Source organism: Mycolicibacterium sp. 624 (assembly GCF_040548615.1).
Classification (GTDB): Bacteria; Actinomycetota; Actinomycetes; order Mycobacteriales; family Mycobacteriaceae; genus Mycobacterium.
This window is the reverse complement of the sequence record NZ_JBEPRZ010000004.1, coordinates 278,079-291,954: the sequence shown is the minus strand read 5'-3', so window position 1 is coordinate 291,954 and position 13,876 is coordinate 278,079. Positions and strand designations below refer to the sequence as shown.

The window sequence follows — 13,876 nt, the reverse complement described above, 5'->3', positions numbered from 1 at the left end:
GTTACCGCGGTGGCGCCGGAGCGGTGGGCGCTGGTGCGGGCCCCGGTCCGAAGGGTGGCGGCAGCGGCGGCAGCGTCGGCAGCGTGAAGCCCGGCGCCGGGGGCATCGTCGTCGTCACCGTGCTCGGCGGCAGGGGCCCAGGACCGTCTGGGTCGACGACGGTCGTCGGCACCTCGTCCGTCGGCGGCACGGGTGTCGTGGGCGTCGTGGGTGACGGCGTGTCAGTCGGGCTGGGCTCCGTGGTGGTGGTCGTCGTCGTGGTTGTCGGTGTCGTCGTCCGTGGCCGCTCCTGGACGTTGGTACGGGGCACCCAGGTGTACTCCGGGTCGGGCATGAAGCCCGGTGGCACCACCTGCGCGGGCTGCTCCACGGGAGCCGGGGGCGGCGGCCGATAGGTCTGATACAGCCAGTTGACGGCGAAGAACGCGATGATCAACGCGACCGTCGACGTCCTGACCCGGCCCCAGAGCAGGTAATCGGGCCAGCCGTGTCCCGGCTCGCGCGTACGCAGCGACTTCCACCAACTCCGATCGGTCAGTTTCATCGGCTGCTCACCGGACCCTGGGTCTCCTCCTCCGCGCCGCCCGCGGTCGACGGGTGCACGATGGCCCCCACCGTGGGCGAAGACGTGGCGGGGCTGGCGATACCCGCGCGGCCCAGCGCACGCACGACGAGCATGCGCAGCCGTCGGCCCACCTCGAACTGCTTGCCGGGCAGGGTGCGCGCGACCATACGCAGGTTGACGGTGTCGAGTTCGATGCTCTCGACGCCCATCAGCTGGGGCGCATCAAGCAGCAGCGGGGCCATCAGCTTGTCGTCCATCGCGGTACTGCACACCCCGTGCAGCACCTCGTTGACCTTGTTCAGATCCGCGCTCGTCGGCACTGGGATGTCCACAACGGCGCGCGCCCAGTCCTTGGACAGGTTGACGGTCTTGACGATCTGGCCGTTGGGAAGGGTGAACACCTCGCCCTCGCTGGAGCGCAGCTTGGTCACGCGCAGCGTCACGTCCTCGACGGTCCCCTCCGCAGGCGTGGCGATGCCCGTGACGGTCAGCGACACCAGGTCACCGAATCCGTACTGCTTCTCGGTGATGATGAAGAAACCGGCCAGCAGGTCCTGCACGATGCGTTGCGCACCGAAACCGAGCGCGGCACCGAGCACGGCCGCCGGCGCGACCAGCGATCCCACCGGGATGGCGATGATGTCGGTGATCTCGACGATCACGACCACGAACAGCACCGCGATCGACACCCAGGAGATCACCGATGCGACCGCCTGGCGGTGCTTGGCACTCTCGGTGCGCACCAGCTGGTCGCTCTCGAGGTACTCGGCGTCGATGCGGCGGGTGATCTTTCGGGCCGCCCAGGTGATGAAGCGAGCCATCAGCACCGCGGCGATGATCAGCATCACGATCCGCAGACCGCGCGTGATGATCCACTCGCCGATGTCGCCGCGCCAGAAGTCGTGCCAGCCCTGGGCCCACCCGATGGCGTGGTAGCTCACCGCTTGGACGCTACTAGTCGTCATCTTTCCTATTGCGCCAACGAATTCCCGCCTCCAGGAATCCGTCGATGTCTCCGTCGAGTACCGCGGCCGGATTGCCGACCTCGTATTCGTTACGCAGGTCCTTGACCATCTGATACGGGTGCAACACGTATGACCGCATCTGGTTGCCCCATGAGCTGCCGGAATCACTCTTGAGCGCATCCATCTCGGCGCGCTCCTCCAAACGCTTGCGCTCCAGCAACTTCGCCTGCAGAACCCGCATGGCGGACACCTTGTTCTGCAACTGCGACTTCTCGTTCTGACAGGTCACGACGATCCCGGTGGGAATGTGGGTGAGTCGAACCGCGGAGTCGGTGGTGTTGACCGACTGCCCTCCGGGACCGCTGGACCGGTAGACGTCCACGCGCAGATCGCCTTCGGGAATCTCGATGTGATCGGTTGTCTCGACCACGGGAAGCACCTCGACCTCGGCGAACGACGTCTGCCGTCGACCCTGGTTGTCGAATGGGCTGATCCGCACCAGGCGATGGGTGCCCTGCTCCACCGACAACGTGCCGTAGGCGTAGGGCGCGTGCACCGCGAACGTGGCGCTCTTGATGCCGGCCTCCTCGGCATAGGACGTATCGAAGACCTCGACGCCGTAGTCGTGCTTCTCAGCCCAGCGGATGTACATCCGCATCAACATCTCGGCCCAGTCGGCGGCGTCCACCCCGCCCGCGCCCGAGCGGATCGTCACAACGGCCTCGCGCTCGTCGTACTCACCGGACAGCAGCGTGCGGACCTCCATGGCCTCGATGTCCTCGCGGAGCTTCACGAGTTCGGCATCGGCTTCGGCCGTAGCGGTCTCGGCGTCCTGCCCCTCCTCCTCCGCGGCCATCTCATACAGCACCGGGAGGTCGTCGACCCGTTGCCGCAACGCCTCCACGCGGCGCAGCTCACCCTGGGCGTGGGACAGCTCGCTGGTGACCTTCTGGGCCCGCGTCTGGTCGTCCCACAGCTTGGGATCGGAGGCATCCTGCTCGAGACCCGCGATGCGCGTGCGCAGACCGTCTACGTCCAGCACCCGCTCCACCGTCGTCAGGGTGGTGTCAAGGGCTGCTATGTCGGCTTGCTGGTCGGGATCCACGGGAAATCAGCGTACCCACCGCTTCACCGATCACTTCCCACTTCCCCCACTACATGTTCCTACTTCCCCCAGGACATGGCGGCCATTTCCGGGGCTAGCATGCCTGTGTGACCAGCCCATCGGCGATGCGACAGCCCCTTGCACGCCCGGGACAGTGCTTGAAAGAAAGCTGAAGAATGCGCCCCTATCACGTCGCGATCGTCGGTTCCGGTCCTTCGGGCTACTTCGCCGCCGCCTCGCTGTTGAAGTTTGCCGACGCCTCGGACGGCACCGACGACGCGAACCGGCGCGACGTCCGCATCGACATGCTCGACATGCTGCCGACGCCGTGGGGGCTCGTGCGGTCCGGCGTGGCGCCCGACCACCCGAAGATCAAGACCATCAGCGCGCAGTTCGCCAAGACATCGACGGACCCACGCTTCCGCTTCTTCGGCAACATCGAGGTCGGCAAGCACGTGCAGGCCGACGAGTTGGCCGAACGCTACGACGCGGTGATCTACGCCATCGGCGCGCAGTCGGACCGGCCGCTGAGCATTCCCGGCGAGGATTTGGTCGGCAGCGTCGCCGCCGTCGACTTCGTCGGCTGGTACAACGCACACCCCCACTTCGAGGAGATGCTGCCCGACCTGTCCTGCGGGCGGGCCGTGGTGATCGGCAACGGCAACGTCGCGCTCGACGTGGCGCGCATCCTGGTCAGCGACCCCGACCTGCTGGCCACAACCGACATCGCCGACCACGCACTGAACGCGCTGCACGCGCGCGGCGTCGAAGAGGTCGTGGTGGTCGGGCGGCGTGGCCCGCTGCAGGCCCCGTTCACGACGCTGGAACTGCGTGAACTCGGTGACCTCGAGGCGATGGCGGATGTGGACGTCATCGTCGACCCCGCGGACTTCGCCGACATCTCCGACGAGGACCTCGAGGCCGCGCCGAAGGCCGTCAAGCAGAACATCAAGGTGCTGCGCGGGTACGCCGCGAAGGAGCCGCGGGGCGCCAAGCGGCGCATCATCTTCCGCTTCGCGACATCGCCGATCGAACTCAAGGGTGACGGTCGAGTCGAGTCGATCGTGCTGGGCACCAACGAACTCGTCGACGACGGGGACCGCGTGGTCGCCAAGGACACCGGCGTGCGCGAGGAGTTGCCCGCCCAGTTGGTGGTGCGCGCGGTCGGGTACCGCGGCGTGCCGACACCGGGGATTCCATTCGACGAGCGGTCGGGCACCATCCCCCACTCCATGGGCCACGTCGAGGGGGCCCGCAACGCCTACGTGGTGGGCTGGATCAAGCGCGGCCCTTCGGGCGTCATCGGCAGCAACAAGAAGGACTCCCAGGAGACCGTCGACACTCTCGTCGCCGACCTCGCGGCGGGCGAGGTGGCCGACTTCGCGGCCGACCACTCCGAGGCCCTCGCTGCGTGGCTTCTGGAGCGCCAGCCCAAACTCGTCACCGACGATCACTGGAAGCTGATCGACGACCACGAGAAGGCGGCCGGCGAGAAGCTCGGGCGGCCGCGGGTGAAGCTGACCAACATCGCCGACATGCTGCGAGTCGGCCACCGCTGACGGCAGGGGCGGTCAGTCGCTCACCGGTGGGGTGGCCTTGTCGGCGGCGATCGTGACCAGAACCCGGGTCTCCGGCCGGCCAGTGAAACCGGGATACGGAACACCCAGGTACTTCTGCGATATCTCATCGATGCTCTCGGCGCCGCGATGCGCCGATCCGCCATCACGACCACGCCGAGCCTGCCGCGCACGGAGGGTGCACCAACGCCGTCAACGGACGCAGGACGTTGTGCGGCCTGCAACGACGCCAAGGAGGCCGCCGGTTGGCGGGCGACTGGCAGGTTTGACCACTCGGGTTGTCACACAGTGCATCTCGTCACACCCACCGGCTCGACCTATACCTCCAAGGCGCCGCCACTACCGGACCTACCGCCTCATACTCAGCGAGACCGAGATCAACTTCGCCTTCGACATCGGCGATTTCGGCCACGCCGCCTAGTACGCCGCCTAGTACGACGGGGGCGGCGGGGGCGGCTCGATCGGCTCGGGCGGCGCGAAGCTCCAGTTGTCCGGGTTCTTCGGTGAGTAGACCACCGGGATCAACTGGCCCATGGTGGGCCAGCTACCGACGTCGACGGCCATCCGTTGGTAGACGACGTGCTCGGTGACGGTTGGGCCGTTGATCACGCCACTGATCGTGACGAACTGCTCCCCCTCGGCGTCGGGTCGAGGACTCACGCCCGTGACCAGCAGCGTGCCGTGCGCGACCTCACCGCGGGGTCCCCCCTTCCGGATCCGGGGAATCACAATCATCGCGATCACACCGACCAGGATCACCAGCGCCATAAATTCCAACACACCGCCATGGTAGGACTGCTTGCCATGAGCACCGTTGCGGATGACGTCGAACTGGCACTGCGATTGGCCGACAAGGCCGACACCCTGACCCTGGATCGCTTCGGCGCCCAAGACCTGCGGATCGAGACCAAACCCGATCTGACGCCGGTCACAGACGCCGACCGGTCGGCCGAGGAGACACTGCGCGAACTGCTCACCGCGAGTCGGCCCGGGGATGCGCTGTTCGGCGAGGAGTACGGCGGCACCGCGGTCTTCGAGGGCCGGCAGTGGGTGCTCGACCCGATCGACGGCACCAAGAACTTCGTCCGCGGAGTTCCCGTCTGGTCGACGCTCATCGCGCTGCTCGAGGACGGTGTCCCCACTGTCGGCGTGGTGAGCGCGCCCGCGCTGCACCGCCGGTGGTGGGCCGGCGCGGGCCAGGGCGCGTTCACGTCGTTCCGCGGCACCACCCGTCAGATCTCGGTGTCCGCCGTCGCCGACATCGAGTCCGCAAGCCTGTCCTACTCGGACCTGATCGGCTGGGGCGATCGGCGGGCGCGCTTCCTCGACCTCGCCGACGCCGCGTGGCGGGTGCGCGGGTACGGCGACTTCTGGTCGTACTGCCTACTCGCCGAGGGCGCGGTCGACATCGTCGCGGAGCCCGAGGTGAAGCTGTGGGACCTTGCCCCGCTGGACATCCTGATCCGCGAGGCGGGCGGCACGTTCACCAATCTCGACGGCGCACCCGGACCGCACGGCGGCAGTGCGGTGGCCACCAACGGCCTTCTGCACGAGCAGGTGCTGGGGCGCCTGTAACCCATGTGAGCTGCCTAACAGTCCACTTATCTTACTCCGGAGTAAGATAGGGTCATATTGCACTGCCCCAACGACGCGAGGCTGCGACATGACCAACACCCTGCCGTCCAAGTCCGGCACCAAGCAGCGGCCGCGCCGCTCCGGTCCGGAGAGCGCCGTCGGCGTCCGCCAGCACAAGAGGACGCCGACCGACATCGGGCTGGCGCTACTCACACCCCTGTTGGGCCTTAGCTTCCTGGACCGCTACAACCTGCGCGCGCCGCTGAACCGTGGCCTGCGCTTCGGCGTGAAGACCAGCTTCTCCGCAGTGGGCGCCTCGACCCGGCAGTTCAAGCGGGTACAGGGCCTTGGCAAGCCGGCGACCCGGCTGCGGCCCAGTGGCGCCGACTACTTCGACCTCACCCCCGACGACGATCAGAAGATGATCGTCGAGACCGTCGACGATTTCGCGGCCGAGATCCTGCGGCCAGCGGCCCACGACGCCGACGAGGCCGCCACCTACCCGACGGACCTGATCGTCAAGGCCGCCGAACTCGGCATCACGGCGTTCCACGTCCCGGAGGAATTCGACGGCATCGCCGAACACCGCAGCACGGTGACCAACGCGCTGGTGGCCGAGGCGCTCGCCTACGGCGATATGGGTCTGGCGCTGCCGATTCTCGCTCCGGGCGGTGTGGCGTCGGCGCTGACGCACTGGGGCAGCGCCAATCAGCAGGCCACCTACCTGAAGGAGTTCTCGGGCGAGGACGTCCCGCAAGCGTGCGTGGCCATCGCCGAGCCGCATGCACTGTTCGATCCCACCGCGCTGAAGACCACCGCTGTGCGCACCCCCAGCGGTTACCGCTTGTCGGGCGTGAAGTCGCTGGTGCCCGCCGCCGCCGACGCCGAGATCTTCATCATCGGAGCCCAACTCAACGGTAAGCCAACCCTTTTCATCGTCGAGTCCGCCTCGCAGGGCCTGACCGTCAAGGCCGACCCGAGCATGGGCGTGCGCGCCGCAGCGCTGGGCCGGATCGAACTCGACAACGTCGCCGTGCCGCTGCACAACCGCCTCGGCGAGGACGACGCATCCGACTCCGACTACTCCGAGGCGATCGCGCTGGCCCGCCTGGGCTGGGCCGCACTGGCGGTCGGCACATCGCACGCCGTACTCGACTACGTGGTGCCCTACGTCAAGGAGCGCGAAGCCTTCGGTGAGCCGGTGGCCCACCGCCAGTCGGTGGCGTTCATGTGCGCCAACATCGCGATCGAACTCGACGGCCTGCGCCTGATCACCTGGCGCGGCGCCGCCCGCGCCGAGCAGGGCCTATCGTTCGCGCGAGAAGCCGCCCTGGCCAAGAAGTTCGGTGCCGACAAGGCCATGCAGATCGGCCTCGATGGCGTTCAGTTGCTCGGTGGCCACGGCTTCACAAAGGAACATCCCGTCGAACGCTGGTATCGCGACCTTCGCGTGCTTGGCGTCGCCGAGGGCGTCGTAGTCCTCTAACGGTGCGTGAGAAGAAGAACGGATAATCGACATGGCAATCAATCTGGAAATGCCGAAGAAGCTCCAGGCCGTCATCGACAAGGGCCACGCCGGAGCCGCCGAGATGCTGCGCCCGATCTCGCGTAAGTACGACCTCGCCGAGCACGCCTACCCCGTCGAGTTGGACACGCTGGCCGACCTCTTCGAGGGCATGTCGGAGGCCAAGACCATCTCGTTCGCCGGAGCGGAGGCGTTCCGGGCGACCGACGGACCACAGGGAAACATCAACGGCGGCAACATGTCCGCAGTGCTCAACGTGATCGAGGTCAGTTGGGGCGACGTCGCTCTGATGCTGTCCGTGCCCTACCAGGGCCTCGGCAACGCGGCGATCTCCGGCGTGGCGACCGACGAGCAGCTCGAACGCCTCGGCAAGGTGTGGGCCGCGATGGCCATCACCGAGCCGAGCTTCGGCTCGGACTCGGCAGCGGTGTCCACGACGGCCAAGCTCGATGGTGACGAGTACGTCATCAACGGCGAGAAGATCTTCGTCACCGCCGGTTCGCGCGCCTCCCACATCGTCGTCTGGGCCACGTTGGACAAGTCCAAGGGCAGGGCTGCGATCAAGTCATTCATCGTGCCGCGTGAGCACCCAGGGGTCACGGTCGAGCGCCTCGAGCACAAGCTCGGTATCAAGGCCTCCGACACCGCCGTCATTCGCTTCGACAATGCCCGCATCCCAAGGGAGAACCTCCTGGGAGACCCGGAGATCCACGTGGACAAGGGTTTTGCCGGCGTCATGGAGACGTTCGACAACACCCGTCCGATCGTGGCCGCCATGGCCGTCGGCATCGCACGTGCCGCCCTGGAGGAGCTGCGGAAGATCCTGACCGACGCAGGCGTCGAGATCTCCTACGACAAGCCCGCTCACTCCCAGAACGCCGCGGCCGCGGAGTTCCTGCGAATGGAGGCCGACTGGGAGGCCGGATACCTGCTGACCATGAAGTCGGCGTGGCAGGCGGACAACAGGATTCCGAACTCCAAGGAGGCGTCGATGGGCAAGGCCAAGTCCGCCCGCGTCGCCAGTGACATCACGCTGAAGACCGTCGAGCTGGCGGGCACCGCGGGCTACTCCGAGGAGACGCTGCTCGAGAAGTGGGCCCGCGACAGCAAGATCCTCGACATCTTCGAGGGCACTCAACAGATCCAGCAGCTCGTGATTGCCCGCCGGCTGCTGGGGCTGTCATCGGCCGAACTGAAGTAGGAGACCTCACAAGCCCGACGCGCTAGCGTCGGTGAAATGAACTCCTTCCACGCACTCCTAGCGCGCCAGGACGGCGATCAGATCGTCACGGCAGTCGAGACATTGGAGCCCGCCGACCTACCCCCGGGCGACGTCACCATCCGGGTGGCGTACTCCAGCGTGAACTTCAAGGACGCACTGGCCGTCACGCCCAAGGGTGGTGTGGTGCGGGAGTACCCGATCGTCCCGGGCATCGACCTGGCCGGTGAGGTGATCGAGTCCCAGTCGCAGGAGTTCGCCCCCGGCGATCAGGTGCTGGCCCACGGCTACGACATCGGCACGGGCCGCCACGGCGGGTACGCCGAGATCGCCCGGGTCCCGGCCGACCAGGTGGTCCGTCTGGGCGCTCTGAGCGCACAGGACGCCATGGCGATCGGCACGGCCGGATTCACTGCGGCAATGAGCGTGCAGGCCCTCATCGCGCGCGGTATCACCCCGGGCGACGGTCCCATCCTGGTCACCGGCGCCACTGGCGGTGTCGGCTCGGTGGCCATTGACCTCCTCGCAGCCACCGGCTACACCGTCGTCGCGTCCACCGGCAAGCCCGACGCCACCGACCATCTGAAGCAGCTCGGCGCGTCCGCGGTGATCGGGCGCCTGCCCGAGGATCCCGACGCCACGCCGCGACCCCTTGGCCGGACGAAGTGGGCCGCGGCGGTGGACTGCGTGGGCGGTGCGACCCTGGCCGACGTGCTGAGCACGATCTCCTATGGCGGCGCCGTGGCCGCCAGCGGCCTGACCGGTGGCCCCGCACTGAACACCACCGTGATGCCGTTCATCCTGCGCGGTGTCGCCCTTCTCGGTATCGACTCGGTGCAGCTACCCATCGAACCGCGCCGGGAGCTGTGGCGCCGACTTGGCGCCGCGCTGCGGCCACGTCACCTCGCGGAGGTGTCCCACATCGTCGACGTCAAGGATGTGGTTCCGGTGATCGATGACGTCCGCGCGGGCCGCCACTCTGGTCGGGCCGTCGTGCGGGTGGCCGGCGGCTTCTGACCCGCCCACGCCGAACGACGCGTCACGCCAACGAAAACGGCACCGATGCCGACACCCGGAGGTGTCATGCATCGGTGCCGTTTTACGAGCTAAGCCGTTTTACGAGCTAAGCCGTTTTACGAGCTAAGCCGTTTTACGAGCTAAGCCGTTTTACGAGCTGACTAGCCGATCAGGACGCGCTGGAGGTCAGGCTTCATCTGCTGAAGCTGCTGTCCCCAGTACGACCAGGTGTGCGTGCCGGCTGCCGGGAAGTTGAACACACCGTTGCGGCCGCCCGCGGCGATGTAGTTCTCCTGGAAGGTCCGGTTGGTGCGGATGGTCAGACCCTCGAGGAACTTGGCGGGCACGTCAGCGCCGCCCAGCTCGTTGGGCTGGCCGTTACCGCAGTAGATCCAGATCCGGGTGTTGTTGGCGACGAGCCGGTCCATGTTGACCATCGGGTCGTTGCGCTTCCAGCCGCTGTTCGGGTCTTCCGTCTTGCCCCACATGTCCTCGGACTTGAAGCCGCCCGCATCACCCATGGAGACGTTGATCAGGAAGGGCCACCAGCCCTCGGAGGGGTTGAGGAAGCCGGACATCGAGCCCGCGTAGATGAACTGCTCCGGGTGCCAGATCGCCAGGGTCAGTGCGGCCGAGCCGGCCATGGACAGACCGATCGCCGCGCTGCCGGTGGGCTTCACCGCGTGGTTTGCCTGCAGGTAGGCCGGCAGCTCCTGAGTCAGGAACGTCTCCCACTTGTAGGTGACGGGCGGGCCCGCCTTGTTGCGCGCCGGGGCGTACCAGTCGGCGTAGAAGCTCGACTGACCACCGACGGGCATCACGACCGACAGGCCCGAGTCGACGTACCACTCGAACGCGGCGGTCTCGATGTCCCAGCCATTGAAGTCATCACGGGCACGGAGGCCATCGAGCAGGTACACCGCGGGCGAGTTCTCGCCACCGCTCTGGAACTGCACCTTGATATCGCGGCCCATACCGGCCGACGGCACCATCAGATACTCGACCGGCAGACCGGGACGCGAGAACGCCCCTGCGGTCGCGCTGCCTGCCGTCAGCCCGACCAGTCCTGGCAGCACCAGCGCTGCCATGGTCGCAACCAACAAGCGGCGGGCCCAACGGCCGCCAATTCTGTCAACGAACATCTATCAAATTCCCATTCAGTCCCGGTTACGTGGTAACCCGTGCATTCTATGATCGGTTTGATCGCGCACCCCGCCGCTTTTGTTACTCCCGCGGCAGCGCCCGCTCCACCCAACCATAGTGGTGGGAGAGCGGACCAGAAGAATTCAGTTGTACTGGGCAGTAAAACACGTCGGACGTACCTCCTGAAAGTTAGGGAAGGTGCGCGCCGCCCATTCGTAACGGCTATCACTCGGTGACGCGAGCGTCAGTTGACGTGCACATTCGACCCGTAGGCTGCTGCTCGTGGCGACTTCTCGCGGCGTTTCCGGCAGCAAGGCGGCGAGCCGGCTCAGCATCGACGACTGGGTCCAGGCGGGTTTTGTGATTCTCGCCGAGGACGGGATCAAGGCGCTCAAGATCGACCGGCTCTGCGCGCGTCTCGGAGTCACCAAGGGCAGCTTCTACTGGCATTTCGACGGCATGCCCAGTTATCGCGCCGCTCTCGTCGAGTCGTGGGGCCAGCTGCGCGACGAAGATCGGCGCACGTTCGACGACATGGATGACCTCACACCCGCCGACCGGCTCTCCCAGATGATGGCGTCGCTGGTCAGCCCTCGGCACTGGACCCTGGAGCGCGCCATGCGCGAATGGGCACGGTCGGATGAGGCGGTCGCGACCAGCGTGCGCTCATCTGACCGCCGGGTCGTGGAGGCGGTGCGCCGGACGTTCCTGGAGTACGGCTTCGACGCCGAGGAGGCCGACCTGCGCGCCAACGTGGTCTTCGCGGCCGGAATCGGCTTTCTGCATCTGTCCGGGGCGACGCCCGGCGCGATGGATGCCGTTCGCCGCGAGCGATTCGTCGAGCTGATGCTCGCGCGCTGAGAGCCAGCCGCTCACAGCTTCCATACTAAAAAGTATGGTACTTTCGGCGCATGGACAGCGCCATCACCGATGAGTTCGTCGAACGGCTGGCCGAACGCGCCCGCCACGCCGAGGACATCCGCAGACTCCCGGACGACACTCTGACCGATCTGGCCGCATCGGGTTTCACCGAACTTCTGGTCCCCAAGCGGTTCGGCGGCGAGCAGGCGGCCTTCCCGGAGATCCTCGATCCCGTCCGGCGTATGGCGCACGGCTGCACCTCCAGCGCCTGGACGATCGGCTTCTACGCCCTGCACAACTGGATGCTGGCCCTGTTCGGCGAGCAGGCTCAGCAGGAGGCGTTCTCCGACCGTCCGTTCCTGGCCCCCGCTCCCCTGGCCCCGACGGGCCGCGGCGTCCCCGTCGATGGCGGCATCCGACTCACGGGCAAGTGGTCATGGGCCACCGGCGTGATGCACGGCAACTGGATCATGGTGGGCTGCCTGTGCGACGCCCCCGATGAGCCAGCCGGCATCTATCCCGCCATGGCTCTGGTGCCCATCTCGGAGATCGTCGTCGAGGACGTCTGGCACACCGACGGGATGTGTGCCACCGGATCCAACGACGCGGTCATCAACGACGTCTTCGTGCCCGAGCACCGCCTGGTGCGCGTCATCGACATCTACCGCGGCACCGCACCCGGTGCGGGCCTGCACGACTCGGCGACCTACCGCTGGCCCATGGTGCCCGCGCTGGCCCTTCTGGCGGCGATGCCCGCGTTGGGTAGCGCCGAGCGTGTCACCGAGCTGTACGCCGAACGGGTCGCGCAGCGCGTCCTGGCCTACGAGGGCGTGATGCAGAGGGACAAGCCCATCGCCCAGGCCCGCCTCGCCGAGGCCAAGGTGCGGCTGCGCGCTCTGCACGGCCTGCTCGATGACACCGTCGGCCAGATAGAGACAATCGTCGCCAGCGGCGATGAGGTGCCCCAGCCGGTGCGCGGCGACGCCCGGATGGCCGCCGCCCACATCGTGCACGAGTCACGCGCCGTGATCGCGATGCTCTTCGAGGCCTCTGGGGCCAGCGTGCACTTCCTGGACAGTCCCCTGCAGCGATTCAAGCGCGACGTTGACGTCCTCTCGGGCCACGTGGTGTTCGACTACGACACCAGCCGCGAACTGGCCGGCGCGCTGAGCCTGGGCATGAAGATTCCGCGAACGGCGATGGTGTGACCCTCGGACGTAGTGGAATGGGAGACATGCCAAGCGCCGCCGTGACCCAGTTCTTCCAGAAGCGGATCGCCAACCCCGTGATGCGACACATCCCGACGCAGACGCTGCTCGAGACCGTCGGCCGCAAGTCCGGCGAGCCCCGCCGCACTCCACTGGGAGGCAAGCGGATCGACAAGCAGTTCTGGTTCGTGTCGGAGTTCGGCGAGCAATCCCAGTACGTGCGCAACATCGCGGCCAACCCGCGTGTGCGCGTGCGCCTGCGCGGTCGGTGGCACAGCGGCACAGCGCATCTGGTGCCCGATGACGACCCGCATGCGCGGCTTCGAGAACTACCGCAGTTCAACAGCTTCGGTGTCCGCACGTTCGGGACGAATCTACTGACCGTGCGCGTCGACCTCGACAGCTAGGTCAGGTCGATCTCGGCAGTTTCAGGCGTTTTCGTCGGCCTTGGTGTCAGCACGACGATCGTCGATGGTGCGGTGAAGCTCAGCGTTGTCGGCCTGAGCGTCCGCGAGTTGGTCTTCCAAGACGACGATGCGACACGCCGCCTCGAGGCCCGTGCCATGGTCCACCAGTTCGCGGACCCTCGCCGCGATCCTGAGTTGCTGACGGGAGTAACGGCGGTGCCCGCCCTCCGAACGTTGCGGTGTGATCAATTTCGCCTCATCGAGGCTTCTCAGAAATCCTGGCGTCGTGCCGAGAATCTGAGCGGCGCTACCCATGCTGTAAGCCGGGTAGCTCTCGTCATCGAACCTCTCGTCGGCGCTACCTTCAGTCGAGCTGTCTTTCGTTTCTCCCACAACACCTTCAATACCCCGGCACCCCTCAAAAAGTGAAGGGCCGGCGGCCCGGGGCAACAAACGCACCGGGGCCGCCGGCCCTGAGGAGTGATTACTACCATCCATCTGTTCTGCTGATGAAAGTGCTGCATCGACCCAACACACTCAAACGATCACGGGCGATACAGCAGGTATGCGACTCCTCCCTTCTTCCAACTTGTACTGCACTAGCCGGTACTGCACTTGCTTGTACTGCTGGTACTTCACTTGCTAGTACTGCGTGTACTGCACCTACAGACGGTCCGACGACAACGCCCCACATGTCTTGGGCGCGAGG

The 13,876-nt window shown here is 66.7% G+C and carries 14 protein-coding genes; 8 read left to right on the top strand and 6 right to left on the bottom strand.

The genetic code is table 11. The features are described 5' to 3' along the window. Position 1: 1 nt before the first annotated feature. From ABIA65_RS17930 to prfB, 3 genes are read right to left on the bottom strand one after another with little or no spacing between them, the layout of a single operon-like run. Positions 2-544 (bottom strand): Rv3103c family proline-rich protein, encoded by a 543-nt coding sequence (locus tag ABIA65_RS17930; protein WP_354524404.1) that lies wholly within the window; start codon positions 542-544, stop codon positions 2-4. Next, positions 541-1,530: a mechanosensitive ion channel family protein gene (locus tag ABIA65_RS17925; RefSeq protein ID WP_354524403.1), complete on the bottom strand. Its 990-nt coding sequence runs from the start codon at positions 1,528-1,530 to the stop codon at positions 541-543. The genes ABIA65_RS17930 and ABIA65_RS17925 overlap by 4 nt, the downstream gene beginning before the upstream one ends. After that, on the bottom strand, positions 1,520-2,635 hold the full coding sequence (prfB, locus tag ABIA65_RS17920; RefSeq protein WP_354524402.1) for a peptide chain release factor 2: 1,116 nt from the start codon (positions 2,633-2,635) through the stop codon (positions 1,520-1,522). Before prfB ends, ABIA65_RS17925 begins: the two co-directional genes overlap by 11 nt. Positions 2,636-2,811: 176 nt before the next feature. On the opposite strand from prfB, the gene ABIA65_RS17915 reads away from it, so the two are divergent. Continuing rightward, complete coding sequence (locus ABIA65_RS17915; RefSeq protein ID WP_354524401.1) at positions 2,812-4,194, top strand: FAD-dependent oxidoreductase; 1,383 nt, start codon at positions 2,812-2,814, stop codon at positions 4,192-4,194. Between the two features lie 447 nt (positions 4,195-4,641). On the opposite strand, the gene ABIA65_RS17910 is transcribed toward ABIA65_RS17915, so the two are convergent. After that, positions 4,642-4,992: a hypothetical protein gene (locus tag ABIA65_RS17910; RefSeq protein WP_241400221.1), complete on the bottom strand. Its 351-nt coding sequence runs from the start codon at positions 4,990-4,992 to the stop codon at positions 4,642-4,644. A 24-nt stretch (positions 4,993-5,016) separates the two neighbouring features. Here ABIA65_RS17910 and hisN point away from each other — a divergent pair, with 24 nt between their 5' ends. From hisN to ABIA65_RS17890, 4 genes are all read left to right on the top strand, one after another. Then, positions 5,017-5,787 carry a histidinol-phosphatase gene (hisN, locus tag ABIA65_RS17905; protein WP_354524400.1) on the top strand — a complete coding sequence of 257 codons (771 nt, stop codon included), beginning with the start codon at positions 5,017-5,019 and terminating at the stop codon, positions 5,785-5,787. An 88-nt stretch (positions 5,788-5,875) separates the two neighbouring features. Next, the gene (locus ABIA65_RS17900; protein ID WP_354524399.1) at positions 5,876-7,273 is read left to right on the top strand and encodes an acyl-CoA dehydrogenase family protein; all 1,398 of its coding nucleotides are present in this window, start codon (positions 5,876-5,878) and stop codon (positions 7,271-7,273) included. Positions 7,274-7,304: 31 nt separating this feature from the next. Further along, positions 7,305-8,513: an acyl-CoA dehydrogenase family protein gene (locus ABIA65_RS17895; protein ID WP_241400224.1), complete on the top strand. Its 1,209-nt coding sequence runs from the start codon at positions 7,305-7,307 to the stop codon at positions 8,511-8,513. A 36-nt stretch (positions 8,514-8,549) separates the two neighbouring features. Then, entirely contained in the window at positions 8,550-9,548 is a 999-nt protein-coding gene (locus ABIA65_RS17890) for an oxidoreductase (protein WP_241400225.1), read from the top strand. 161 nt (positions 9,549-9,709) lie between these two features. Here the strand turns inward: ABIA65_RS17890 and ABIA65_RS17885 are convergent, their stop codons facing one another. After that, positions 9,710-10,690 carry an esterase family protein gene (locus ABIA65_RS17885; protein WP_241400226.1) on the bottom strand — a complete coding sequence of 327 codons (981 nt, stop codon included), beginning with the start codon at positions 10,688-10,690 and terminating at the stop codon, positions 9,710-9,712. Between the two features lie 283 nt (positions 10,691-10,973). On the opposite strand from ABIA65_RS17885, the gene ABIA65_RS17880 reads away from it, so the two are divergent. Genes ABIA65_RS17880 through ABIA65_RS17870 form a run of 3 tightly spaced genes read left to right on the top strand, consistent with a single transcriptional unit; the run spans position 10,974 to position 13,167 of the window. Further along, complete coding sequence (locus tag ABIA65_RS17880) at positions 10,974-11,552, top strand: TetR/AcrR family transcriptional regulator (RefSeq protein ID WP_354524398.1); 579 nt, start codon at positions 10,974-10,976, stop codon at positions 11,550-11,552. Positions 11,553-11,602: 50 nt separating this feature from the next. After that, complete coding sequence (locus ABIA65_RS17875; RefSeq protein WP_241400228.1) at positions 11,603-12,760, top strand: acyl-CoA dehydrogenase family protein; 1,158 nt, start codon at positions 11,603-11,605, stop codon at positions 12,758-12,760. Positions 12,761-12,777: 17 nt separating this feature from the next. Further along, a complete protein-coding gene (locus ABIA65_RS17870; protein ID WP_502919579.1) occupies positions 12,778-13,167 on the top strand; it encodes a nitroreductase/quinone reductase family protein in 390 nt (129 codons plus the stop codon). Between the two features lie 21 nt (positions 13,168-13,188). Here the strand turns inward: ABIA65_RS17870 and ABIA65_RS17865 are convergent, their stop codons facing one another. Further along, positions 13,189-13,572 (bottom strand): MerR family transcriptional regulator, encoded by a 384-nt coding sequence (locus ABIA65_RS17865; RefSeq protein WP_371747131.1) that lies wholly within the window; start codon positions 13,570-13,572, stop codon positions 13,189-13,191. Positions 13,573-13,876 lie beyond the last annotated feature (304 nt).

Excerpts from the sequence above, each read along its gene's own strand:
- ABIA65_RS17930 (WP_354524404.1), bottom strand. The coding sequence starts at position 544 with ATGAAACTGACCGATCGGAGTTGGTGGAAGTCGCTGCGTACGCGCGAG.
- ABIA65_RS17925 (WP_354524403.1), bottom strand. The coding sequence starts at position 1,530 with ATGACGACTAGTAGCGTCCAAGCGGTGAGCTACCACGCCATCGGGTGG.
- ABIA65_RS17915 (WP_354524401.1), top strand. The coding sequence starts at position 2,812 with ATGCGCCCCTATCACGTCGCGATCGTCGGTTCCGGTCCTTCGGGCTAC.
- hisN (WP_354524400.1), top strand. The coding sequence starts at position 5,017 with ATGAGCACCGTTGCGGATGACGTCGAACTGGCACTGCGATTGGCCGAC.
- ABIA65_RS17900 (WP_354524399.1), top strand. The coding sequence starts at position 5,876 with ATGACCAACACCCTGCCGTCCAAGTCCGGCACCAAGCAGCGGCCGCGC.
- ABIA65_RS17895 (WP_241400224.1), top strand. The coding sequence starts at position 7,305 with ATGGCAATCAATCTGGAAATGCCGAAGAAGCTCCAGGCCGTCATCGAC.
- ABIA65_RS17890 (WP_241400225.1), top strand. The coding sequence starts at position 8,550 with ATGAACTCCTTCCACGCACTCCTAGCGCGCCAGGACGGCGATCAGATC.
- ABIA65_RS17885 (WP_241400226.1), bottom strand. The coding sequence starts at position 10,690 with ATGTTCGTTGACAGAATTGGCGGCCGTTGGGCCCGCCGCTTGTTGGTT.
- ABIA65_RS17875 (WP_241400228.1), top strand. The coding sequence starts at position 11,603 with ATGGACAGCGCCATCACCGATGAGTTCGTCGAACGGCTGGCCGAACGC.
- ABIA65_RS17870 (WP_502919579.1), top strand. The coding sequence starts at position 12,778 with ATGGGAGACATGCCAAGCGCCGCCGTGACCCAGTTCTTCCAGAAGCGG.